The 24,479-nt window shown below is 61.9% G+C and carries 19 protein-coding genes and 1 tRNA gene; 5 read left to right on the forward strand and 15 right to left on the reverse strand.

Features of this window, described 5'->3' with window-relative positions; genetic code table 11:
• Positions 1-101: 101 nt before the first annotated feature.
• The 4 genes from AAAV21_RS04865 to argS all read right to left on the reverse strand — a co-directional run bounded on the left by AAAV21_RS04865 (position 102) and on the right by argS (position 7,229).
• Entirely contained in the window at positions 102-551 is a 450-nt protein-coding gene (locus tag AAAV21_RS04865) for a VanZ family protein (RefSeq protein ID WP_349107846.1), read from the reverse strand.
• Between the two features lie 7 nt (positions 552-558).
• Positions 559-1,959, reverse strand: a complete 1,401-nt coding sequence (locus AAAV21_RS04870) for a hypothetical protein (RefSeq protein ID WP_349107847.1) — start codon at positions 1,957-1,959, stop codon at positions 559-561.
• A gap of 313 nt (positions 1,960-2,272) precedes the next feature.
• Entirely contained in the window at positions 2,273-4,846 is a 2,574-nt protein-coding gene (rho, locus tag AAAV21_RS04875; protein ID WP_349107849.1) for a transcription termination factor Rho, read from the reverse strand.
• A gap of 529 nt (positions 4,847-5,375) precedes the next feature.
• Entirely contained in the window at positions 5,376-7,229 is a 1,854-nt protein-coding gene (gene argS, locus AAAV21_RS04880) for an arginine--tRNA ligase (protein WP_118206450.1), read from the reverse strand.
• 342 nt (positions 7,230-7,571) lie between these two features.
• Between argS and AAAV21_RS04885 the strand changes: the two genes are divergently transcribed.
• Both AAAV21_RS04885 and AAAV21_RS04890 read left to right on the forward strand, forming a co-directional pair.
• On the forward strand, positions 7,572-8,057 hold the full coding sequence (locus tag AAAV21_RS04885) for a CarD family transcriptional regulator (protein WP_006235480.1): 486 nt from the start codon (positions 7,572-7,574) through the stop codon (positions 8,055-8,057).
• Positions 8,058-8,174: 117 nt separating this feature from the next.
• Positions 8,175-8,774 carry an HD domain-containing protein gene (locus AAAV21_RS04890; protein WP_055252329.1) on the forward strand — a complete coding sequence of 200 codons (600 nt, stop codon included), beginning with the start codon at positions 8,175-8,177 and terminating at the stop codon, positions 8,772-8,774.
• Positions 8,775-8,833: 59 nt separating this feature from the next.
• Here AAAV21_RS04890 and AAAV21_RS04895 read toward each other — a convergent pair whose 3' ends face one another.
• Entirely contained in the window at positions 8,834-10,120 is a 1,287-nt protein-coding gene (locus tag AAAV21_RS04895) for a glutamate-5-semialdehyde dehydrogenase (protein WP_349107851.1), read from the reverse strand.
• Between the two features lie 112 nt (positions 10,121-10,232).
• On the opposite strand from AAAV21_RS04895, the gene AAAV21_RS04900 reads away from it, so the two are divergent.
• The gene (locus tag AAAV21_RS04900; protein WP_349107854.1) at positions 10,233-11,651 is read left to right on the forward strand and encodes an alpha/beta fold hydrolase; all 1,419 of its coding nucleotides are present in this window, start codon (positions 10,233-10,235) and stop codon (positions 11,649-11,651) included.
• A 198-nt stretch (positions 11,652-11,849) separates the two neighbouring features.
• Here the strand turns inward: AAAV21_RS04900 and proB are convergent, their stop codons facing one another.
• The 5 genes from proB to AAAV21_RS04925 form a co-directional block, all read right to left on the reverse strand.
• Positions 11,850-12,977, reverse strand: coding sequence for a glutamate 5-kinase (gene proB, locus AAAV21_RS04905; protein ID WP_349107856.1), 1,128 nt, complete (start codon positions 12,975-12,977; stop codon positions 11,850-11,852).
• A 79-nt stretch (positions 12,978-13,056) separates the two neighbouring features.
• A complete protein-coding gene (locus AAAV21_RS04910) occupies positions 13,057-14,562 on the reverse strand; it encodes a nicotinate phosphoribosyltransferase (RefSeq protein WP_349107858.1) in 1,506 nt (501 codons plus the stop codon).
• 83 nt (positions 14,563-14,645) lie between these two features.
• The gene (locus tag AAAV21_RS04915; protein ID WP_349107860.1) at positions 14,646-15,104 is read right to left on the reverse strand and encodes a hypothetical protein; all 459 of its coding nucleotides are present in this window, start codon (positions 15,102-15,104) and stop codon (positions 14,646-14,648) included.
• Between the two features lie 64 nt (positions 15,105-15,168).
• A tRNA-Ala gene (locus AAAV21_RS04920) sits at positions 15,169-15,241 on the reverse strand.
• Between the two features lie 193 nt (positions 15,242-15,434).
• Positions 15,435-16,373 (reverse strand): radical SAM protein, encoded by a 939-nt coding sequence (locus tag AAAV21_RS04925; protein ID WP_349107861.1) that lies wholly within the window; start codon positions 16,371-16,373, stop codon positions 15,435-15,437.
• 524 nt (positions 16,374-16,897) lie between these two features.
• Between AAAV21_RS04925 and AAAV21_RS04930 the strand changes: the two genes are divergently transcribed.
• Complete coding sequence (locus tag AAAV21_RS04930) at positions 16,898-18,097, forward strand: MraY family glycosyltransferase (protein ID WP_349107863.1); 1,200 nt, start codon at positions 16,898-16,900, stop codon at positions 18,095-18,097.
• Between the two features lie 161 nt (positions 18,098-18,258).
• Entirely contained in the window at positions 18,259-19,308 is a 1,050-nt protein-coding gene (gene trpS / locus AAAV21_RS04935) for a tryptophan--tRNA ligase (protein WP_349107866.1), read from the forward strand.
• A 326-nt stretch (positions 19,309-19,634) separates the two neighbouring features.
• Here trpS and AAAV21_RS04940 read toward each other — a convergent pair whose 3' ends face one another.
• The 5 genes from AAAV21_RS04940 to pckA all read right to left on the reverse strand — a co-directional run bounded on the left by AAAV21_RS04940 (position 19,635) and on the right by pckA (position 24,247).
• Complete coding sequence (locus tag AAAV21_RS04940; protein WP_349107867.1) at positions 19,635-19,955, reverse strand: MGMT family protein; 321 nt, start codon at positions 19,953-19,955, stop codon at positions 19,635-19,637.
• An 80-nt stretch (positions 19,956-20,035) separates the two neighbouring features.
• Positions 20,036-20,890: a DegV family protein gene (locus AAAV21_RS04945; RefSeq protein WP_117641033.1), complete on the reverse strand. Its 855-nt coding sequence runs from the start codon at positions 20,888-20,890 to the stop codon at positions 20,036-20,038.
• A gap of 119 nt (positions 20,891-21,009) precedes the next feature.
• Positions 21,010-21,459 carry a MarR family transcriptional regulator gene (locus AAAV21_RS04950; RefSeq protein ID WP_022093866.1) on the reverse strand — a complete coding sequence of 150 codons (450 nt, stop codon included), beginning with the start codon at positions 21,457-21,459 and terminating at the stop codon, positions 21,010-21,012.
• Between the two features lie 173 nt (positions 21,460-21,632).
• A complete protein-coding gene (locus AAAV21_RS04955) occupies positions 21,633-22,352 on the reverse strand; it encodes a phenylalanine--tRNA ligase beta subunit-related protein (RefSeq protein WP_117803081.1) in 720 nt (239 codons plus the stop codon).
• Between the two features lie 224 nt (positions 22,353-22,576).
• Complete coding sequence (gene pckA, locus AAAV21_RS04960) at positions 22,577-24,247, reverse strand: phosphoenolpyruvate carboxykinase (ATP) (RefSeq protein ID WP_349107868.1); 1,671 nt, start codon at positions 24,245-24,247, stop codon at positions 22,577-22,579.
• Positions 24,248-24,479 lie beyond the last annotated feature (232 nt).

A 24,479-nucleotide genomic window follows, 5' to 3' on the forward strand; every position in this document is an offset into this window, starting at 1 on the left:
GGGGCGTGGCACGCCCGGCAAATCCGACCTACAGAACGACGCCACCACGCCTCATATAAGCCCTCAAATAAAAAAGGCCGCCTAGGACCAAACAATACGTCCTAGGCGGCTTTTTTGGCGCACATCAGCGACCGTAAGAGATATCGGAGCACAACGCCCGTTGCCGCTCCACAGCAGTCGATCATCACATCGGTGATCATGCCAGCGCGTCCCGGCACAAAGAGCTGAATCGTCTCATCGATCGAGGGAATCAGCAGCAGGAACACCGCCGTGGGCAGCAGCACGTCAAAGGTGCGCCGGCCCTCAAAATCAAAGGCGTGCGTTGCCAGGATGCCGAGCACCATATACTCGGTAAAATGCGCGCACTTACGAACAACAAAGTTGGTCACCCATTCATATGGAAGTCCCACGCCGTGCAGGAAACCGCGGATAGCTTCCATGACCGTTAGGCTCAGTGAGCCCGACCCCGAGCCGGGAACCAGCGAATTGCCCCAGATCAAGAACGCCATCAGGCAGGTCGCGACCGCCCATTTTCGATTGATCTTAACCATGCAGAAGTTATGCCTCCGCACGGAGCGGCGCGAAGCTGGCGGTACCGCCCTCGATAACGCTCAGATAAGCACGGCCCGTACGCTTGGCGGTAGAGGATTGCAGGCGCTCGATCTCTTCCTCGAGGATCTGATTGACGCGCTCGTGACGACGATTTTCCATAATGCCGGCGGCAATTGCCTCGGCTCGCTCGATGCTCTCGCGCGAGATACGGGCAGTATCCTCGGGGAACACAGCGCTGTGACGGCCGACATAGGCGGGGGCAGCAGGCTGAGGGGCAGCGACGGGAGCGGGGGCCGTAACAGGAGCAGGCTCGTCGATCTCATCCAGAATCGCGGTGGCGGCGGCCCACATGTCCTCGTGGCCCGAGTAGTCGGCCATGGGGACATCAACCTCGAGCGAGGCGCCCGGAAGGTCGCCGGTGTCGATGCGATCTTGGGCATCAATCGATGCGGTGATGGCTGCAGGCTCATCGAGGTCATCGAGATCGATGTCCGCGGCACCGGAGATGATAGGCATGCTGGCGAGGTTTGCGTTGTACGGCGCAGCCTCAGCCGCCTGCTGCTGGGCAGGAGCGCCCCAAAGCGAGCTTTCGGCGGCACGGCGGGCGGCAACGGCCTCCTCGTCCGCGGTCATGGCTTCATCAACGTACGAATTATCGGCAGAAGCGTTCGCGTCCGCCGAGGTAGCGCTGTAGGCGTTATTGGCTGCCGCGTTGGCAACGAGTGCCACGAAAGCCGCCGTGCTGCCCGCAGGGGCGGCCTGGGAGCCCGACACGGCGCGTGCCGCGGCGGCGATGTCATCGCGATTGAAGGAGCCGGTCTGCCCGCCGTTGGTGAGCTCGTCGATGGCGACTTGATAGACGTCGCGCGAGCGTGCAGGGTCGCAGCTCACCGGCGAATCGTCGTCGAGCATACTGTCGATCATGGACCAAGCCTCGGCCTCGTCCATGGCATCTGCGGCTCGAGCGATGGTAGGGACACCATCATCGGCATGACGGCGCTGGAACGCACCAGTCAGGCCGGAAAGGAATGCCGAGGTAGACTGCTCCGACTGAGCCTGAGAAGCAGAAGCCGCAGCGTATGGAGTCGCATCCTGCTGCTGAGCTGGAATCGAGGCGGTCTTGAACTCGCTTTGATGCTGATTGAGATTGGCGGCACCGCCCATGGCATCGGGCTGGAACAGACGCTCTTCACGCTGCGCACGATACTCGGAGATACCCAGCGAGGCGGCATAGATACCCACGCCCGCCACCGCGCCCACGGCGAAGGGAACCGCACCCGCCACGACCGTCTCGTTCACCGACGAAAACGGCAGCGTCGCGACATACATAACCACGGGAGCGGCAAGGCCGATCCCGCACGAAAGTCCGGCAAGGACTGCTCGTTGTGTTGCATCAGAAGAAGCCATGAGCTCTCCCCATCTTCCAGCACCCAAATCGCATCATTCAGTTGGCTGCGCGAGAGAAGATGAAGCGGGGCTATGCCCCAAAGCAACGGTATATGGTTCGTTTCATCTGCGTTTTCCGTCGCGAAGCTTAAAAGTTATTATGCGAAACCGCCCTGTCGATTGCAAGTGACGATGTCGGATTGAAACGGGAAACCTGCTGCTCGTCGGTCTTACGGTCAAAAATAAGCGCGGAGCGGCGCTATGGAAAAGGGCCGAGGCTCAAAGCCCCGACCCTTTATCGCATTGATGACTATCGCTGCGCGTGGATGACAACCTAGAACGTCTGCTCGTAGTCGCTGTGTTTTTTGGCCGAACGCACCAGGAACTCCTGGTTGGTGTTGGTGCCCTTAAGACCCTTGATAAACGACGCCGCCGCGCGCTCGGTATTGTTCATGCCGGCGAGTATGCGACGCAGGCCAAAGACAAACGGGCGCATCTGCTCGTCGACCAGCAGGTCCTCGTTGCGCGTACCGGAGGCAACGGGATCGATGGCCGGGAAGATGCGACGATCGGCAAGGTCGCGGTCGAGCTTGAGCTCCATGTTACCGGTGCCCTTGAACTCCTCAAAGATGACCTCGTCCATCTTTGAGCCGGTGTCGATGAGGGCGGAGGCAAGAATGGTAAGCGAGCCGCCGTTCTCGATGTTGCGGGCTGCACCCAGGAAGCGCTTGGGCGGATACAGGGCCGCCGAATCGACACCGCCCGAAAGGATACGGCCCGAAGCGGGCGCCGCCAGGTTGTAGGCGCGGGCAAGACGCGTGATGGAGTCGAGCACCACCACGACATCGCCGCCCAGCTCCACGATGCGCTTGGCACGCTCGATGACGAGCTCGGCCACGCGGGTGTGGTTGTCGGCGGGCATATCGAAGGTCGAGGCCACGACCTCGCCCTTGATGGAGCGCTGCATATCGGTGACCTCTTCGGGGCGCTCGTCGACGAGCAGGCAGATCAGGTGCACCTCGGGGTTATTGATCGAGATGGACTGGCAGATCTTCTTGAGGATCGTGGTCTTGCCGGCCTTGGGCGGCGACACGATCAGGCCGCGCTGGCCCTTGCCGATCGGCGACACGATATCGATGGCGCGACCGGTGATGGAGTCCTTGCCGTGCTCCATACGCAGCGGCTCGCTGGGATAGACCGGGGTCAGATCGCCGAACTTGGGGCGGTTGCGGATCTGCTCGGGATCCAGCCCGTTGACGGTCGTGATCTTGGCGAGGCCGGCGCGCTTGTCGCCGCCGCGCGAGGGGCGCAGGGAGCCCTCGATGACATCGCCCGTGCGCAGGCGCGCGGAGCGGATGAGGTAAGCCGGAACGAAGGCGTCGTCGTTGGACTTCATATAGCCATGGGCATGGATGATGCCGGAGCTGTCCGGACGAATCTGCAGGATACCCTTAATGTCGCGGAAGCCCTCGGCCTTCGCGGCGGTGGTGTAGATCTCCTCGACGAGCTCAGCCTTCTTTTTGCCGGTCGTCTCGATCTCGAACTCTTTTGCCTTCTCGCGCAGCTCGGCGACCTTCATGGCCGCAAGCTCCTCGCGCGAAAGCGTGGGCTCGGTGGGGGCGGCGTTACGCTCCTTGTTGCGCTGCTTGCGGTCGCGCTGGCGGTTGCGGCGGTCGTTGTTGCGATCGTCCTTGCGCTCGTTGCGCTCGTCGTTGCGCTTGTGCTGGCGACGGTTGGGACGAGTGCCGTCTTCGCCCTCGGCGGGCGCGGCGCCATCGGTTGCGGCGGCGTCAACATTGGCCGCAGCGGCGTCATTGGCCTCGGCGCCGGTATCGACCTGCGCTTCGACGCCAGCCTGCTGCTCGGCGGCCTTGGCCTTAGCGGACTTCTTACGGCCGCGCTTGGGTTTCTCGGACGCAGGCTGTTCGACGTCCTGGGGCTCGGCGGCATCAGCCGATGCATCGGCGGTCGTCTCGGCGGAATCCTCGGACGCGCCCTTCTTGGAGGCCTTAGCCTTGGACGTGCGCTTAGCAGCGGTGCGACGGCTGCGACCGGGACGGATGTCGGCGGGCTCGGCATCGGCGGGAGCGGCCTCGGAAGTCGTAACATCCTGGACGGGTGCATCGGCAGCGGTTGCAGACTCGGCGGTCGCCGCAGCATCCCGAGCGGCGGCGGCTGCGGCTGCGGCCTTCTCTGCCTCGACGAAGGCCTTGGGCTTGCGACCGCGACGGTGCGGGCGCAAAGCCGGATCGACAACGGGAACTTCGCTGGCCTCGACAGGCACAGCGGGCTCAGCAGGCGATGCGCCCTCCCCTGCCGCGGAACGGACCGAAGCCTCAGTGAGCTCGGGGGTTACCTGTTCCGCAACCTGATCGGCCTTAGCAGCCGTGCGGCGGCGTGTGCGCGGTGCCGGCTTCTCGGTCGGCTGGTCGGCGGCAGGAACATCGGTGGCGGCAGGGGTCTCGAGTACAGACGGAGCTGCAAGCTCGGTCAGAGCCGCGGCCTCGCGCTCGGCAGCACGACGGCGGGCGCGCACCACCTGAGCCTCGCTAATCTGCGCCAACGCACGTGCCTGCGCGACCTCATCGGAAATCGGCGCCGAGGAGTCAGCTGCAACGGTGAGCTTGGCGCACGTCGTGCGCGTGGTACGGCGCTTTGGCTTGGTGACCTCCTCGCCGTCAGCGGCAGGCTTGGCCGTGCGGCGCGTGCGCTTGGGCTTTGCCGGAGCAGCCTCCTCACCAGTTGCAGGCACGGCCTTCTCAGCCGCTACAGGCATAGGCGTCGAAGCAGCCTTAGGCGTCTCAGGAGCCGAGGCTTGCGCGGGCGCCGCGACCTGGTCCGACGCAACCGGTGCAGCGGGAGCGGCCTGCGTCGTCGTTATTTCGTTTTCTTGCTGTTGATCAGACACAGTGTTTGCTCAACTTTCTTTTCAAGCCCTGTGATCACATGCTCCCTGCATAAACCTTCAGGGCGGCTAAACAGTCTAGTTCCGTTCAAAACGACGGACATCATTGATCTGTATCGAGATGATTGCGTCAACTACGCAGCGTTAGTGTAACACAACCGCCGCCACCTGCAACTTAGTCATTGGGGACGTTCTTAAACGACTAGTCAAAAGGGACACTCTTTGGTTTGCCACCCACAAATCTGACTGCCTCCGCCAAAACTGTGCCGGTTTACTACGATGAATCGCTCAACCGCGACTACTCCGAAACCGGTTGAACTAAAACCGCAGGTAGATGCCTTGCACTTTTTAGCGAAAAGCCGGCGTGGTTGGAATTCCTCAATTCATCGTAGTAAACCGGCATAGTTTCGTATTTCCAGCAGTTCCAAATTCATCAATACGTCGGCGTTTGCGAAAAAAGCCCGACCTCCGCAGGAGATCGGGCTTATAGGGCTCAGTTAAACCAAACCTACACGGTCAAATGACCCGCAGGTTACATCTGCTCGGGCGCGGAAACGCCAACGAGGGTGAGCACCAGGGCGAGCGTCACGCGAACGGCGTCGCAAGCGGCCAGACGGGCGCGCGAGAGCTCGGGGTCCACAGGACGGCCCTCGCTCGGCAGAACCTGGCAGGCAGCATAGAAGCTGTGGAAGTCGCCGGCGAGTTCCTCGGCAAAGTGGGTCAGACGGAACGGGGCGCGATCGCGAGCGCAGCTGGCGATCAGGTCGGTGAGCTCGTTAAGCTTGCGCGAAAGGGCGAGCTCGGTCGGGTCGGTCAGCAGCGAGTAATCGACGTTCTCACCGATGGCCTTGGCGGCAACGGCCTTCATGCCCATCTCGTCGGCCTGCTCAGGCGTTACGTCAGCGGCGCGACGCAGGATGGAGCACACGCGGGCGTGAGCGTACTGCACGTAGTACACCGGGTTGGAGTTGTCGCGCTTCTTAACGGCCTCGATGTCGAAGTCGACCATCTGGTTGGAGCTCTTGGAGATGAGCGTGTAGCGGGCGGCATCGGAGCCGACCTCGTCGACGAGCTCCTGCAGGGTCACCATGGTGCCCTTGCGCTTGGACATACGGACGGGCTTACCGTTACGCAGCAGGTTGACGAGCTGGCCCAGCAGAACCTCAAACTTGCCGGGGTAACCCAGAGCGTCGCAGACGCAGCGGACGCGCTCGATGTAGCCGTGGTGGTCGGCACCCCAGATGTCGATGACGTGGTCGACGCGCTGGAACTTGTCCCAGTGATAGGCAACGTCGGAGGCGAAGTAGGTGTACTCGCCATCGGACTTGATCAGGACGCGGTCCTTGTCGTCGCCCAGGTCGGTGGAACGGAACCACAGGGCGCCGTCCTTGGTGTAGAGATAGCCCATCTTGTCGAGCTTCTCAAAAGCGCGGTCGACGGCGGAGGTGCCGGCGGTCTCGCCCTCGGTGTCCTTCACATACAGCGAGCGCTCGGAGTACCAGCGGTCAAAGTCGCAGTTAACGGCGTGGCAAAGGTCGCGCATGTTGTCGACCATCTTCACGTAGCCACGCTCGCGGAAGCTCTCCATGCGCTCCTGCGGATCGGCCTCGACCCACTTATCGCCATCGGTGCGCCAGAACTCGGCGGCCTCGTCGATGATGTAGTCACCGCCGTAGGAGTCCTTGCCCAGAGTCTCGGCAAAGTTGTCCTGATACGGATGGGTCTCGGGATGCTCGTCGTTCTCATCGGCAACGAAGGCGTCACGGTCGGCGATCAGCAGCTTGTGAGCCTCGTCGATATCAACGCCCTGCTTGGCGATGATGTCGGCAAGCTGCATATAGCGCGTGCTGATGGAGTTGCCGAAGGTGTTCATCTGAGAGCCGTGGTCGTTGATGTAGAACTCACGCTGGATGTCGTAACCGGCGTGGTCCATGACGCGGCAAAGGGAGTCGCCCAGAGCGGCCCAGCGGCCGTGACCAATGTGCATGGGGCCGACGGGGTTGGCGGAAACGAATTCGACCTGGGTCTTCAGGCCACCACCGACGTTGGACTTAGCGAAGTCCATGCCCTTCTCGCGAGCCTCGCCAAAGATGGCATTCTTGACGGCAACGGAGAGGTAGAAGTTGATGAAACCGGGGCCTGCGATCTCGACCTTCTCGATCGCGGGATCCTCGGGCATATGGGCAACGATGGCCTCGGCGATCTTGCGCGGGGCGCAGTGGGCCAGCTTGGCGGACTTCAGGGCCATGGTAGAGGTCCACTCGCCATGAGAAGTGTCAGCCGGTCGCTCGATAGCGCAATCGTCAAGTTCAAATGCGGAAAGGTCGCCGGCCTCCTGGGCCGCAGCAAGCGCAGCGCGTACCAGCTCTTCAATCTTCTCGGGCATAGATCCTCCTTGTGTTAAAGCCCCCGAGCTCTTGGTCACTCGTAGGGCAAAAGCCAGAGTTTGTAGCACTCTATCACAAGCGACGGGCACTGTCGCAGGGTAAAGCCAATCGAAATTGCATATGCACAAAATTGACTACAGCTTGCATGGACTCACTCAAAGATGCCGGTCTGCCTGCAGATTATGCACGCGTTGAAAATGCATAAAGGTGTGAATGAGCTGTGTCTTTTATCGAATACTCTTACCTATCAGAGTTGTGTGCTTTTCCTGCATAAAGTGAGGATTTGCGCACGTCAGCGTGTTATTCTAGACATACGTAAATTCGTATAAGTTGGAGGTAGCATGTTCTCAATCGGTCAACACGTCATTCATCCGGGTCAGGGAGTCTGCACCGTCGTCGGTTTTAGGGACGACACACCGCAGCCCATGCTGCTGCTCGAGACCAAGCAGGGGCATGCGCAGACGATCCTTATGTACCCCGTGGCGCAGGCCGACCGTTTGCACGCCGCTATCTCGCAGCAAGATGCCGAGCACCTGCTGAGCCACTACGACGAGCTGGAGTGCGACACCTTTACCGAGCGCAACAGCTCGCTTGAGGAGACGCACTTTAAGCAGCAGCTCAAGCTGGGCGCGCCCGAGACGGTCCGCGTGGCAAAGACCATGATGCACCGCATTCGTCAGGCCGAGGAAGCCGATAAAAAGCCCAGCTCTTACTATATGCGTGTACTCAAGGAAGCCAAGCGCCGCTCCATCGAGGAGTTCGCCGTGGCATTGGGCGTCACCGAGGAGGCCGCCGAAGCCCGCCTAGCCCAAGCCGCCCTCAACTAACCCATCCGCGCCAAAAACCACCACAAAGGGGACAGGCACCTTTGTGGTGGTTTTTTCGTTCTAGTCGTTCTAGTAGTATTCATTCTTAGCGATACCTGCGAGCACAAGGAGTCTTTTATGGCAGAGCCACTTTCCGCCGGAATCACCCGCGACCGTGCGTTCGAATTGCTCAACGAGCACAATAAGGACCCGTTCCACATCACCCACGGCGAAACGGTCGAGGGCACCATGCGCTACTTTGCGCGCGAGTTCGACCCCGAGAACGAGGAGTTTTGGGGCATCGTCGGTCTGCTGCACGACCTAGATTGGGAGGAGCATGAGGACGACCCCATGAACCACACCATCTATGCGGCCGAGATCCTTGAAGGCGAGGGCGCCTCTCCCGATCTCATTCGCGCCATTCAGACGCACACGTCGGACTTCAACACCTCGCTGCCCAAGCCCGAGCTGCAGATGGAAAAGATCCTGTTTGCCTGCGACGAGCTCACCGGCTTGATCGGTGCTGCCGTCATCATGCGTCCGAGTAAGAGCGTCATGGACTTTACGACCAAGTCGCTCAAGAAAAAGTTCAAGGACAAGCGCTTTGCCGCCGGCTGCTCGCGCGACGTGATTACGCAGGGTGCCGAGATGCTGGGCTGGGAGCTCCCCGAGCTCTTCGACCGTACCATCGCGGCCATGCAGTCCTTCGCCCCCGACCGCGACACCTTTCAGGCTTAATTCCAAAACCACCACAAAGGGGACAGGCACCTTTGTGGCGGTTTTCGTTTACGAGGGGTTTAGGGGCGGACCTGGCCGGTGCCTCGGAGCTTGTATTTGTAGGTGGTGAGGGCCTCGGCGGCAAAGGGGCCGCGGGCGTGGAGCTTTTGGGTCGAGATGCCAATCTCGGCGCCCAGGCCAAACTCGCCGCCGTCGGTAAAGCGCGTGCTGGCGTTGGCATACACGGCCGAGGCATCGACCTCGTCCAGGAAGCGCTCGCAAGCATCCGTGTCCTCTGCAACGATGGCCTCGGAGTGCATCGTGCCGTAGCGGTTGATGTGCGCGATGGCCTCGTCCTCGTTCGCCACGACCTTCACGCTCATCTCGAGCGCCAGATACTCGCGACCCCAGTCCTCCTCAGTCGCGGCAACGTAGTCATCGCCCTCGGCAAGCCCGGCGTCGGCGCATGCGGCGCACGTGGCCTCGTCGCCGTGAATGAGCACGCCGTGGTCATGCAGCACGGCCACGACCGCGGGCAAAAACGCATCGGCCACGGCACGGTCGACCAGCAGCGACTCGGCGGCATTGCACACGCCCACGCGCTGGGTCTTGGCATTAACGATAATGTTGAGCGCCTTATCAAAGTCGGCGGACTCATGCACGTAGATATGACAGTTGCCCGTGCCCGTCTCGATCACCGGCACAAGCGACTCGCGCACGCAGCGCTGGATCAGGCCTGCACCGCCGCGCGGAATGAGTACGTCGACAATACCGCGGAGCTTCATGAGCTCGCCAGTGGCCTCGCGGTCGGTGGACTCGATCATCGAGATAGCCTCGCGCGGGAAGCCCTTGGTCTCGAGCGCATCGGCCAGCAGCTCAGAAATCATGGCACACGAGTGATAGGCCAGCGAGCCGCCGCGCAGAATGCAGGCGTTGCCGGTGCGGATGCAGATGCCCGCGGCGTCGGCCGTCACGTTGGGGCGCGCCTCGTACACCATGGCGACCAGGCCCAACGGCACGCTCACGCGGGTGAGGTCCACGCCGCTTGCGAGCACGCGGTGGTCGAGCACGCGGCCGACAGGATCGGGCAGCTCGGCGAGCTTCTCCAGGCCGGCGGCCATACCCTCAACGCGCTCGGGCGTCAGCAGCAGACGGTCGAGGAGCCCCGCCGAGGTCCCCGCATCGCGCGCGGCGGACATATCGAGCTCGTTGGCGGCAACGATGGAGTCGACACCGTTGCGCAGTGCTGCGGCCATGGCGCGCACGGCCTCCTGGCGCTGCTCGTCGCTCGCCGTGGCAAGCGAGGCCGACGCTGCCTTAGCGGCAACGGCAAGATCGTGGACATACGTGGCTATATCGACCGACATGGGCGGCCCTTTCTCCTAGAAGTTTGCAACCATGGTAGCCGATTTGCGCATGGCCTCGCCCGCGGCGGTAGAATTGGTCAACCCGAAACACCGCAACGAACGGAAGACTCACATGGCCCTCATCACTTCGTACCACGTCCCCGGCCTGTATGTCGAGGACCACAGCATCGACGTCCCCCTCGACTGGCGCGGCCTGGAGCCGATGCTCCTGGCCGTCGGCAGCACCATGCGCCGCGGCGCCATGCCAGCGCCCATCGCAGGTGCGCCCGAGAGCATCAAGCTCTTCTACCGTGTGGTTTGCGCGCCCGACCGCATCAACGACGATCTGCCACTGCTCCTGTTTTTGCAGGGCGGCCCCGGCGGCGAGAGCCCGCGTCCGCTGTCACCCACCAGCGATGGCTGGATCGAGGAGGCCGTCAAGCACTTCCGCGTCGTCCTGCCCGACCAGCGCGGCACCGGACGCAGCAGCTGTGTAGACGGGCGCACGATTGCCGCACTGGGCGAGCGTGCCGACGCAGCCGGCGCCGATGCGGACCGCTCGCAGGCGGACTTCCTCAAGCGCCACCTCGCCAGCTCCATCGTGCGCGATTTTGAGTACCTGCGCCTGGTGGGCTTTGGCGGCAGGCCCTGGGTCACGCTCGGGCAGAGCTACGGCGGCTTTTTGACGCTGAGCTACCTGTCGCTCTTCCCCGAGGGCGTGGCGGCAAGCTTTACCTGCGGCGGCATCCCCCACGTACCGGCGAGCGCAAGCGAGGTCTACGCGCACACCTTCCCGCGCATGGCTGCCAAGACGCAGCAGTATTACAACCGCTACCCCGCCGACGTCGAGCGCGTGGCGGCCCTGGCAGATGCCCTCGAGGAGCAAAAGCCCGTGCTACCCGACGGCTCGCCGATGACGGTCGAACGCCTGCAGCTCATGGGCAGCGACCTTGGCATGAAGCCGAGCTTTGAGCGCATGCATTGGATTATCGATCATGCTTTTGTTGACGGCGACGGCACGCTGGCCTGCGGCGCCTCGGTATCCGACAGCTTTTTGATGCGCGCCTTCGAGCGCACCAACACGCGCACGAATCCGCTGTACTGGACGCTTCAGGAGTTCATCTACGCCGACGGCGACACCATGCCCATTCGCTGGGCCGCGGCAGAAGAGAAGGCCCATCGTGCCGAGTTCGACACGCTCACGCGACCGCTCATGTTTACCGGCGAGGCCATGTTCCCGTGGATGTTTGAGCAGATGCCCGAACTTAAGCCCTTCAAGCCGGCGATGGATCTGCTTATGGAAGACACAAGCTGGGACAAGATCTACGACCCGCAGCGCCTGGCGTGCAACGAGGTGCCCCTGCAGGCCGCGGTGTACTTCGATGACATGTACGTCGATTCGGGCATGCAGCTCGATACGCTCAGCCGCGTGGGCAACTCGCATGCCTGGGTGACCAACGAGTTCGAGCACGACGGCTTGCACGGCAGCGTGGTGTTCAAGCACCTCTTCGACGAAGCCCTCAACCGCGGAGACCTGCGCCAGATCTTCTAGCAAAGGAGTGTCCCCGTCTGCCGGCACAATAGGAACGTCCCCAAGTGCCGGCAACGACAATGCCGCTGGTAGAGGACAGAAAGCGAAAACGCCCCTAAGCGAGCAAGGTGACGTGAAAGAGGAGGGCATTGACCTTTTGGTCATGCCCGACGATTGAACGTCAGATTGCCGCTTAGGGGCGTTTGCAGCGTCAATTGGTTAGGCGAACACTATCAAGTTGTCCCTATGGATTGCGGGCTTCTCGGCCAGGTCTGCGAGCAGGCGGTTGCTGGCAATCTGGTCCTGGCGGCGGCCGGCTGCAAGCTCCAGCACGTCCGAATCGGCCTCGGCGATACCACGGGCGACAACCATGCCGCTCGGGTCGCACACGTCGAGCACATCGCCCTCGGCAAACTGGCCATCGACCTCGCGAATACCCACCGCGAGCAGCGACGATCCGCGGCTGACCAGCGCCTTCGCGGCGCCATCATCGACCGTCACCGAGCCATGCGCCTTGTCACCCAGTGCGATCCACAACTTGCGCGGCGCAATGTCCAGGCGCTCCGCCGGCGGATCGAACAGCGTACCCACGCTCTCGCCGCGGGCCAGACGCACGAGCGCATCGGGCTCCTCGCCCGAGCAAATCACGCTTTGAATGCCCGCCGTCATGAGAATGCGGCTCGCGCGAATCTTGGTGATCATGCCGCCCGTACCCACCGATGTGGAAGAATCGCCCGCCGAGGCAATGATCTTGGCATCGATCTTTCGCACGACCGGAACAAACTCAGCCGTGGGGTCCTCGTGCGGATTGGCGGTGTAAAGGCCGTCGATGTCCGAGAGCGTCACGCACAGATCGGCAGAAACCAGGCAGCTCACAAGCGCCGCCAGCGTGTCGTTGTCACCAAACTTGATCTCATCGACGGTGACGGTATCGTTCTCGTTGACGACCGGCACCACACCCAGCTCCACGAGGCGCAGCAGGGCGTCGCGCGCGTGCAGGTAGGACGTGCGGCGCGCCGTGTCGTGACGCGTGAGCAGCACGAGCGAGGTGAGCAGGTCGCGCGCATGGAACTCCTCGTCGTAGGCCGACGAGATGATGCACTGACCGGCCGAGGCGCAGGCCTGCAGGCTCGGCAGGTCACCGACCGGCTTACGGTCGAAGCCCAGCACGGGATAGCCGCAGGCAATGGCGCCCGAGCTCACCACGACCAGGCGCCAGCCAAGCTCGCGCAGGGCTGCGGCCTGATCGGCAAGCCCGCCGATAAAGGCGCGGTTGACCTTGCCATCGGCGCCCACCACCGTGGACGAACCGATCTTTACCACCATCGTTTTATAAGAAGTCGTCATACGTCAAACCAATCAACTGTTCAGCGAACGGCCGAGCCGGCGGCCAGGGAAGCGTGACTCGCCCCTACCGCCCAAGGAATTAGTGAGCCCAGGGAAAGGCAGAGGCCGCGGCCATGTTCTTACGCACGAGCTCGTCGCGCACCTGAGCCAGGCCCTGCTCCATACCCACCACATAGGTCTGCGGGTACAGGAAGCGCTTGAAAGCTGCGTCCAGATGGTCGAGCGCCCAAGCACAGCGCTCGCGCGCGTCCTGGATGCTCTCACGCGGAGCCACCGCACTGCCATCGCGCACGATCGGCACCAGCAGCTCGCGATACTCGAGTTCGGACACGTCGGTCACCAGGGCGGCATCGTTCACGGCCACAAGGGTATTGCCGCGCGCGGCGCCCTCCCCCGCCAGATGGTCCTCGTCGTAGATCATGTCGCAGACCGGGCCGCCAAAGCCGTCGTAATAACGGCGCACGCGTTGCACACCCGGGATCGTGCGCTTGTATGGCTGCTCAGAGAGCTTGACCACCGGCGTCCATGGATCTGCCTCGCTCGCACGGCGGGCGGAAAGCTTGTACACGCCGCCCAGCGCCGGCTGGTCATAGCAGGTCGCAAGCTTGGTACCCACGCCAAAGCTATCGATGGGCGCGCCCTGGTCGAGCAGTGACTGAATCGTGTACTCATCCAGATCGTTAGAAACCGAGATCCCCACATAGGGCAGGCCCTCGGCATCAAAACGGCCACGAACATACTTGGAGAGCTTGGCGAGGTCGCCCGAGTCAATGCGAATAGCCGACAGGCGCTCACCAGCCGCCTCCATCTCCTTGGCAACCGTAATGGCATGCTCGCAGCCCTCGCGCACGTCGTAGGTATCGATGAGCAGCGTGCAGTTCTTGGGGCTCGACTTGGCAAACGCACGGAAGGCCTCGAGCTCGGAGTCAAAGCTCATCACCCAGCTGTGCGCGTGCGTGCCAAAGACGGGGATGCCGTAACGGCGCCCGGCAAGCACGTTAGACGTGGACGAGCAGCCGGCCACATAGCTTGCGCGGGCGACGGCCAGACCGCCATCGGGACCCTGGGCGCGGCGCAGGCCAAACTCGGCGACGGGACGGCCGTCTGCCGCCAACACCACACGCGCCGTCTTGGTGGCGACGAGCGTCTGGAAGCCGACGATGTTGAGCAGCGCCGTCTCGAGCAGCTGGCACTCCAGCGCCGGACCGGTGACGCGCACCATGGGCTCGCGCGGAAAAACAAGCTCGCCCTCGGGCACGGCGTCAATGTTCACGTGCGCGCGGAAGTTGCGCAGGTAGTCGAGGAATGCGGGCTTAAACATCGCACCGCCGGCGGGAGCCTGAAGCGAGGCGAGGTACTCGATATCCTCGGACGTAAAGCGCAAATTCTCGACGAGCTCGGGAAGCTCGGCGGTGCCGCACATGACGGCGTACGCGCTGCCAAACGGATGGTCACGGTAAAACGCCGTAAAACAACCTTGCTCATTGGCTTTGCCGCTCTCCCACAGGCCCTGGGCCATAGTGAGCTCGTACAGATCGGTGAGCATTGCGATGTCGGTGGGATGCGAGATGTCGGTCAAAGCCATGGGGCGACCTTTCGAATACGTTGTGTAGAGGTTGAGGGTTGGGCGGGGCGGAATACGCGAGCGGGGCGCCGGGTGCGGTTCGCTTAGTGCAGCCCCATACTGCCCGTGATCGTGTAGCCCATAAAGACGATAAACCCAATCAGGGCAAGCGCGATGATGAGCTTTTGAGCCGGCGGCATGCCGGGGATATCGTCCTCGTCCACAGGCTCTTTAGAGGTGACCATACGCTGGGCAAACGTCATCTCGTCACGGCTCGGCTTGGAATCGACGGGCTTGGGACGAGCTGCCTTTTTAGGCAGAGGTTTGGGCGCGGCAGGTGCAGGCTTCGCAGCAGCGGGCTTGGGTGCGGGCGCGGGCTTGGGCTCGGATGCAACCTTCGCAGCGGCCTCCTCGGCCTTCTCGCGCTCGGCACGCAGGGCGGCCAACTCCTCACGCTCGCGGCGTGCCTCTTCCTGGGCCTCGCGACGAGCTTTCTCGGCGCGGAGCTCTTCCAACTCGGCGCGCTCCTCGGCAGACAGTGGTTGGGACTCAAGCTCGGCCATGGTACAGCCCTTTCTTTTAAAAAAAGCCGCCGACACAATGTCAGCGGCTTATCAAATCCAAGGGTGGAGACGAAGGGAGTCGAACCCTCGGCCTCTGCCATGCGACGGCAGCGCTCTCCCAACTGAGCTACGTCCCCAGGACAAGTCGATATTTTACCTACGGCTCGCCAACTGTCAACGCCCAATAATCAGTCTTTTTGGGGCGCGGCTATTTTGACAACTTTTCGAGCAGGCGATCCTCTCGATGATTTTTCTGGGACGGGGATTAAAAAACATTGTGTACCGAATGATTTTTTAATCCCCGTCCCAGAAAAATCATCGGCGAACGCGCTACTCTGCGCTGGTGAGGACGCCGGTGGTGTCGAACGCCGGGGTAAAGCTCTCGTCTACCGCGCCGCCTTCTTGCCAAAACATCGTCGTAAAGCCCAGGTCGTCGGCATGGTCGAGCACCTGCTCGTACTCCTCGCGCGTCACGGCGCGCGCCAGGTCGCCGCCTTGTTCGCGCATGAGGGCATTGGGCGTGTACTGGTTCATGACCGAAATCGGCACGTCGCCCACCGTCTGCCACACCAGGTCCAACACGCGGCACGAATCGTCCGCATGCCCCGGCAGCACCAGATGACGCACGATTATGCCGCGCCTCATGAGCCCGTCCTCGTCTACCAGCTCTCCCCCGCGGCGCTCAATCTCGCGCGCCATCTGGGCCAGACCCGACACGGCCACGCGCGGGTAGTCCTTAATATGAGAAAGCAACTGCGCAAGCCCGGCATCGGCATATTTAAAGTCCGTAAGCCACACGTCGACCAGGTCGCCCAGCGCCGCCACGGCACTCGCGCGCTCGTAACCACTCGTGTTGTAGACAATTGGGATGACCAACCCGCGCGTCCGTGCCGCGGCAATCGCGGCAGGCAACAGATGCGCATAGTGCGTCGCCGTCACCAGGTTGATGTTATTGGCGCCCTGGTCCTGCAGCTCCAGCATAATCTCGACCAAACGCTCGGGCGAAATCTCAAGACCGAAATTGCCCGTCGAGATCTCGTGGTTTTGGCAGTAGATACATTTGAGCGAACAGCCGCTAAAGAAAATCGTACCCGAGCCGGCCTCGCCCGAAATGGGCGGCTCCTCCCACATATGGAGCGCCGCGCGGGCGACCTTAAGCGTGTTGTCGGCGCCGCACACGCCACGCGCGCCCTCGTCGCGCGCCGCACCGCAACGGCGCGGACACAAATGGCAGGCGGGCGAAAAAAGTTCGGTCAACGACGTCGGCATAAAAACATGCTCCAAAACAATGATTCAGCAGCTCAAACGTAAAGGGACCAACCGCACAGACGGCTCGAGCCCAAGGCGCCGTAATCGTCCGACACGATTTTTATAATGTCAAGACTGGAATCGACAAAGTGCCGCTTTATGATGTAGGTATTCCGCCCCCCGCGGAGCAACTGGGTGAACCGTCGCGTTTATTTAGGGAGCCCACACAGTCGTACCTAGTACAGGTATCCTTCGTTGTTAAGGACGCTGGAACAGTCGATGAGGGCACCCACCTGTTTTAGGTGGGTTCATTTTCGTAACGTGGGGGGTGGTTTTCATTTGCCGAAAACCACCATTACAGCCCATATGGATCCCCGCCGGTATCCCGACAAGCCATCGACAATACCCTAATATCTGGTAAGCGCGTGATTATCGCTGCGTGCAATTCCATGCACCCCCCTTGGTCGAGTATCATGGTTCGGCTATGCCCTTTGCGCTTAGCAACCTTTGACCTTTTCCTTCGACGCTTGGCGGTTTTTAGATTCATGGCTTCATCCCCGAGCTACATACCGTATCTATGCGTGGCAGCGGCGGCCTTTATCACGACCTTCCTCACGGTGCCCCTGGTCAAGCGCTTGGCAATTAAGCTCGACGCCGTCGACTATCCTTCTAAGCGCCGCATCAACACCAAGCCCATCCCGCGTTTGGGCGGAACGGCGGTGTTTTTGGGCCTGGTCGTTGCCGGTATTGTGCAAATCCTAGGCACCTGGTACCTGGGTTGGCCGCCCGTTTTGGTGCCCCACCCCCGTCTGCACATCAGCTACCCCATACTTGCGCTTTCTTTTACCGTCATCTTTGCGACCGGCGCTATCGACGACGTCTTCCAGCTCAAGCCCAAGCAAAAGCTAGCCGGACAGGTCCTCGCCGCGCTTATCGCCTGTATCGGCGGCCTGCGGATCGGCGTCATTGTCAACCCGTTTGCCCCCGGCGAGATCATGCTCGGATGGCTCGCCTACCCCATCACCGTGATCTATCTGGTGGCATTCACCAACATCATTAACCTCATCGACGGCCTCGACGGCTTAGCCACGGGCATCTGCGGCATCGCGTCGTTCACCATGTTTTCGATGGCCGTTCTCTCGGGCCGCATCGACGCCGCCGCGCTCTCCATTGCGCTCTTTGGCGCTTGCCTGGCCTTTTTGCGCTACAACTTCAACCCCGCAAGCATCTTCTTGGGCGACTCGGGGTCGTTGCTTCTGGGCTTTGCACTGGGCTCCATCTCGCTGCTCAACGTGAGCCGCACCGCCGCGCTCACCTCGCTTATCATCCCGCTCATCGTTGCCGGCGTGCCCATCATCGACACGTTTAGCGCCATCGTGCGCCGCAAAGGCGCCCACATTAGCATCGGGCAGGCCGACAAGGGCCACATCCACCACCGCCTGATCCAAGAGGGCTACAACCAAAAGCAGGCAGTGCTCCTCATCTACGCCTGGTGCATCATGCTTTCGGCCGGCGCCGCCGCGATTAACCAGGTCGAGGTGCCCATGCGCGTGCTCATCTTTACCGTACTCGCCATTGGCTCGGCGGCCTTTGCCAAGCACCTGCACCTGTTTGAGCCCGTGTTGCGTCACCATTACAACAAGCGCACGCACGAGGACGAGCTCGTCACCCCCGACGATCCCGCCTTTAAGCAGGAGGAACAGGCAGCCGAGGAACGTAAGGAAGAGCGCCACCACAAGCGCTAGGGTAAGCTGCCGAGGATGCGTCCAGACGCCGCCGGCCAAACGTGCAGCCACGCCGCGCCCATCGCACAAGCCGCCGCTCTCCCGTCCCTCGCCTACTTACGACCCGCCCCTCCAATAAACGCGTTATCATCTTGACCCATGAACATACGTTAGGAGCAATCATGCCAAACGAGAACAGCTACGAAGTCGCGCTGCAAAAGAGCAACGCCATTCGCGAGGGCCTGGCCAAAACGCCCGAGAAGTTCACCATGCTCACCGGCGACCGCCCCACCGGCCGTCTGCACCTGGGTCACTACTTCGGCACCCTCAAGGGCCGTGTTGAGCTGCAGAACATGGGCGCCAAGACCAACGTGCTCATCGCCGACTATCAAGTCATCACTGACCGCGATACGACCGAGCACATCCAGGACAACGTGTACAACATGGTCATGGACTACCTTGCCTGCGGCATCGACCCCGACAAGACCATGATCTACGCGCACTCCGCCGTACCCGCCGCAAACCAGCTCATGCTGCCGTTCCTGTCGCTGGTCTCCGAGGCCGAGCTGGCGCGCAACCCCACGGTCAAGGCCGAGATGGAGGCCTCGGGCCACGAGCTCACCGGCCTTCTGCTCACCTACCCGGTGCACCAGGCCTGCGACATCCTGTTCTGCAAGGGCAATGTGGTGCCCGTCGGTCGCGACCAGCTGCCGCACATCGAGCTCACCCGCACCATCGCCCGCCGCTTTAACAACCGTTACGGCAAGGTGTTCCCCGAGGTCGACGCGCTGCTGTCCGAGACCCCGCTGCTGCCCGGCCTGGACGGGCGCAAGATGAGCAAGAGCTACGGCAACGCCATCAACATCTCGATGACCGCCGAGGAGACGGCCAAGCGCATCAAGAAGAGCCAGACCGACTCCGAGCGCATGATCACGTTCGATCCCGAGAATCGCCCCGGCGTGTCCGGCCTGCTTTCAACCGCCGCCATCTGCACCGGCCGTTCCGAGGTCGAGATTGCCGAGGAGATTGGCATGGGCGGCTCCGGCCAGCTCAAGAAGTACGTGACCGAGGCCGTCAACGCGTACTTCGCGCCGATCCGCGAGCGTCGTCAGCGCTATGAGAACGATCTGGACTATGTGAAGGACGTGCTGCACGAGGGCAACCGTCGCGCCAACGAGATTGCCGAGCAGACCCTGGCCGAGGTTCAGGACGCCATGGGCATGGTGTACTAGGCAAAGCGCCTTCGCACAACATAGACGGTGAGGCTGAATCCTCACCGAAACAGGAACAGGCCCGCTGGCAGATAGTTGCCAGCGGGCCTGTTCCCGAAGTACACCGTTGAATCGCACAGAGGGGAGGAATGCGAATCAAACTCAACAGGGCAGGCTTTTTCATCGCCTATTGCCTGCTCCGTCGCTGAAACCAATATAGTTCACCGTGGTTTACTTTGCTGCATCAATATCGCCCGCCATAGCTTCTCCATAAGTTAGCCCCAGTAAACTAAACCACCACAAAGGGGACAGGCACCTTTGTGGTGGTTTTCGCCACGGCAGAGCCGCTAGAGCCCCACTGGCCAGCGACAGACGGCCAAGTCGACGTGCATGTCATCCTTAAACGCCACACCCTCCCCTAGCAAAAGCTCACGTTGAGCATCGGGACCGCCAAAAGCAAAACCCTCGCATATGTGCCCGTCGGCAAACACCACACGATGGCAGGGAATCTGACCAGGGCGCGGATTGCTATGCAGGGCATACCCCACGTACCGCGCACTCCGCGGACGACCGGCGAGCAGCGCCACCTGACCGTAGGTGGCGACCATCCCCTCGGGAATCTGCTCGACCACCTCGTACACCCGCTCAAAAAAGCCCTCAGACGCCATTGCTCGCTCCCTTCCACCCGGAATAGCCTAAACCACCACAAAGGTGCCTGTCCCCTTTGTGGTGGTTTATAGCAAGTCGGTTAGTTGACGGGCTGGAAGAAGGCTACGGCTACGGCGCCGGGACCTACGTGGGTGCCGATGGTGGCGCCAATGGTGTGGACAGGCAGTTCGCCCTCGGTGTGGCCAGCCCACAGTGCCGCGCTGTCCTCGATATACTTCTTGAGCACCGCATCCGAAAGGCCCGTATAGCCGAGCGCCAGCGGCATGGAAAAGTCGATGCCGCCCGCCTTTTCGACCTTCTGGTTGAGCAGGTTACGTCCGTTCTTGGAACCGCGCGCCTTGCCCAGCTGCACGATCAGACCGTCCTCGGCAGCCACCACGGGCTTTACGTTGAGCAGCGTACCCACGGCACCGGCCGCAGCAGACAGGCGACCGCCGCGCACCAGGTACTCCAACGTCTCGAGCAGGCCGATGACGACCACGCGGTCGCGCACGGCCTCGACAGCCGCCGCAACCTGAGCCGCGCCCTGGCCCTCGTCCACCAGGCGCAGCGCATACTCGACCAGCACGCGCTCGCCCAAGGTCACGTTATTGCTGTCCACGACGAACATGTCGCCGCCCGGCGCCTCGGCAAGTGCCGTACGAGCACTCTGGTTGGTGCCCGAGAGCTTGGCACCCACGGTAATAATCACGGCCTCATCGCCGGCCTCACGCGCTTCGGCAATCGCCTGCGAAAAGGCGTACGGGTTGACCTGACCGGTCTTGGGCAGTTCATCGCGCTCCACAAGCATCTCGTAAAAGCGCTGGTGATCGATGTCGACGCCATCCATATACACATCGGTGCCAAAGGTGACGGACAGCGGCAGAACACGCAGAGCGGGGTGCTCCGCCGGCGACATATCGCTTGCGGAATCGGTAATAATGCGGACGGACATAACGAATCCTTTCTTGCGCAGGTCCCGCGCGGGGAATTTTGACAGCAATGCCCCGGCACGGCATACGCGCTCAAACGGGACTATGCAGTTTTTAATGGGAAGCAAATGCCTTGGCGGCCTTAGATCTCACGCAGGGTGTTGAGAATCGTACGCAGCGACGCATACATCTGCTCGCGCTGCTCCACACCCATAGCCTTACCGGTGGTGTCGAGCACCTCGCGAATGATGCGGTCCGCCTCGCTCATGCTCTCGCCGCCCAGAGCGGTCAGGCGCACCGGGGCACGATACTTAACGGCCGCATCACCCGAGTCGTCGACCTCGACGTAGCCGCCCTCCTCCAGATGCGCGAGCGTGCGCGAGACGGCGGCACGGGTCACGCCTGCCATGCGAGCCAGGTCAGCGCCAGTCAGGCCGTCCTTGCTGCGCTCAAGATAGTACAGGCACATAACGTCGGAGCCCTTGAGGCCCAGCCTTGCGCCCTCGGATGTCTTAATGCGCTGGATCTCCTTGTAGAGCCCGCTGATCAGTCCGACAAAGTCCTCGAAACGTGTCTCGTCGTTCTGCTGCATGGGAGACGACCGCCTTTCGCTTGCATAATGCTTACGGGTAAACATCTTAGCCGCACAAGGTAATATCTGTACCCAAATATCCCATTTGTTAACCCATCAACATAAAAACCACCACAAAGGGGACAGGCACCTTTGTGGTGGTTTGGGGCATCGAGTTTGATCCGCAGACTTCGCTACAGCCCCACGCAAGGATTGTCGCGGGTCACAAGCGTTTTAACGACAACCGTCGCTCCCAGATAGCGCTCGAGCAGCTCGGCTAAGCGATCGATCGCGGCCTGGCAATCCCCCATCCGCTCCGGCTCCACGCACTCAATCGCCAGGAAAGCATCGGCCGAATCATCGGACAACGCCGTTCGAACGCCATCGCGCCAGTTCCAGCAGCGGCATACGGCGCCCGCATCATCGATGTAGGCGAGCTCGCCGGGAAGCGTCGGGTCATCTGTCTCCTCGCCAAGCGGCAGAAATGAATCGCCACCGTCGGTCACCTTCAGGCAAAGGTCTCCCTCAATCGCGTGCAAATCCTCGCCGCCTACGGGCAGCGCGTAGGACAGCGACACCGTGTTGTAGATGTCCACCGCGGGCGTAATGTGGCCCACCGGCTTGCCTTTGAGCACGCGCTTGAGCAGGTTCTCAATTGAGCAACGCGCGCCCTTCTTGGTCTTGAATAGGCGATATGCCTCGCGCCATGCCTTAACCGGCGCATTCTCGCTGATGGTATCACTCGTCAGGTGACGCTCCGCATCGATATTGGCGCGGTCGAGCAACGCGGCAATCGCATCAACGTCCTCTTGAGGAATCTGAGCCGCGGGCTTCATGCCCTTTACGACCACAACACCGACAGCCGCCTGCGGGAATAGCTCCCAAAACGAATCCTCGGCAATAAAGCCCTTCATACGTGCTCCCTTCACGATTCGCCCCACGCGAGCGTCTAAACAAAAAGCGCTCTTACAGCGGCCACCTTCAAAGTCCTACGGTGCCGCCACAAGAGCGCTTACGCTGCCCCCATCCGGAGAAGGGGGCAATATGTCAGGCGTATTGTAACCCGAGTCATTCGCCCAAGCAAAACCGCCACAAAGGTGCCTGTCCCCTTTGTGGCGGATATGGACTCGCGGCGACGCTAGTGGCGGAGTCCCAACAGGCCGCGGCCGCGATGACGGGCGTCGACGTGCACCTGAGCGTGCGGACCGGCGGCCTTGACGGAATCGGGCAGGTGCGAGTACTTCTTCTCGAAGTTCTCCTCGAACATGACGGCCAGGTTGTGCGCGGCCTCGTCGTAGCGAGCGGTGCTCTGCCAGTACTGGCGCGGCACCAGGATGCCGTCGGGTACACCGTGGCACGTGGTGGGAATGTCGACGTTAAAGATATCGTCGTGGACGAATTCGCTGTCCTCGATGGTGCCGTCGAGGGCGCGCGCGACTAGGGCGCGCGTGTAGGCCAGCTCAATGCGATGGCCCACGCCGTAGCCGCCGCCGATCCAGCCGGTGTTGACCAGGTACACACGCGTGCGGCCGTCGGCGATGCGCTCACCGAGCATCTTGGCATAGACCATGGGGTCGAGCGGCATAAACGGCTCGCCAAACAGCGAAGAGAACGTGGGCGTGGGCTCGGTGACGCCGACCTCGGTGCCGGGGATCTTGGCCGTAAAGCCCGTCACAAAGTGATACATGGCGGCGTCGGCCGTCAGGCGCGAGATGGGCGGCAGCACGCCAAAGGCATCGCAGGTCAGGAAGAGCACGACGCTTGGAGTGGTGCCCATGCCCTTGGTCCACGCGTTGGGAATGTGCTCCACAGGGTATGCCACGCGCGTGTTGTGCGTGATCGAGATGTCGTCGTAGTTGGGCTTGCGGTTCTCGTCGAGCACCACGTTTTCGCAGATCGCGCCAAAGCGGACAGCGTTGAAGATCTCGGGCTCGTGGAACGCGTCCAGGCCCTCGCATTTGGCGTAGCAGCCACCTTCGATGTTGAAGATGCCCATGTCGGACCAACCGTGCTCGTCGTCGCCGATCAGCAGCCGCGTGGGGTTGGCCGAAAGCGTGGTCTTGCCCGTGCCCGAAAGGCCAAAGAACACGGCGGTCTCGTGCGTGACGGGATCCATGCTGGCCGAGCAGTGCATGGGTAGCACGTCGTCCTCGACGGGCAGCAGGTAATTCATGACGCTGAAGATGGACTTTTTGATTTCGCCGGAGTAACCGGTGCCGGCAACCAAAATCACGCGCTCCTGGAAGTTGATGACCACGGCGGCGCTGGAGTTGAGGCCCTTAATGGCGGGATCGCACTGGTAGCCGGGAGCGGCGAGCACGCGGAAGTCCGGCTCGCCGGTGCGTGCGATTTCACGGGCAAGCGGGCGGGCGAGCATCTGCTTAATAAAGAGCGCTTGGCTGGCACGCTCGCAGGCGACAAGCAGGCGACGCGTATGGTTGCGATCGGCACCGGCCATACCGCGAGTGACGAACACATCGCGCTCGTTGAGGTAGTTGACGATACCGGCCTTGATGGCCTCGTAGCTCTCGGCAGAAAGCGGGCGGTTGACGGCGCCCCAGGCGATCTTGTCGTGCACGTCGGGCGTGTCGACGATAAAGCGGTCGTTGGGCGAACGGCCGGTACGCTCCCCCGTCTCGATCACCAGCGCGCCGTTGGAGGCCATACGACCTTCGTTGCGACGGATGGCGTGCTCGACGAGCTCGGCTGCCGGCAGGTCGACCAGCAGGCGGGGCTGGTTCTCGGCAGGATCTTCGACCAGCGTAATGCCAAAGTTGGACAGAACTTCTGCAGGGGTAACACCTGGCATGGGGCCTCCTTTAAAAGCGCGACACGTGGACGAGGCGCGCACTTTACTCACGTAAAGCCCGTTGTACCCGATATGCAAAAACGTTTTTGCGGCAACGGCGAAGCGCCCGCCCAACGGTCAAAAATCGCAGGCAAGCGGCCTAGTCGTTAGGGACACTCTTGAACAGGCAACAACCAAGGAGCGACCCCGGATGCCGGCACTTAGGGACGTTCCCAAAGTGCCGGCACATAAG

This window comes from Collinsella sp. CLA-AA-H302 (assembly GCF_040093305.1).
Taxonomy (GTDB): Bacteria; Actinomycetota; Coriobacteriia; order Coriobacteriales; family Coriobacteriaceae; genus Collinsella.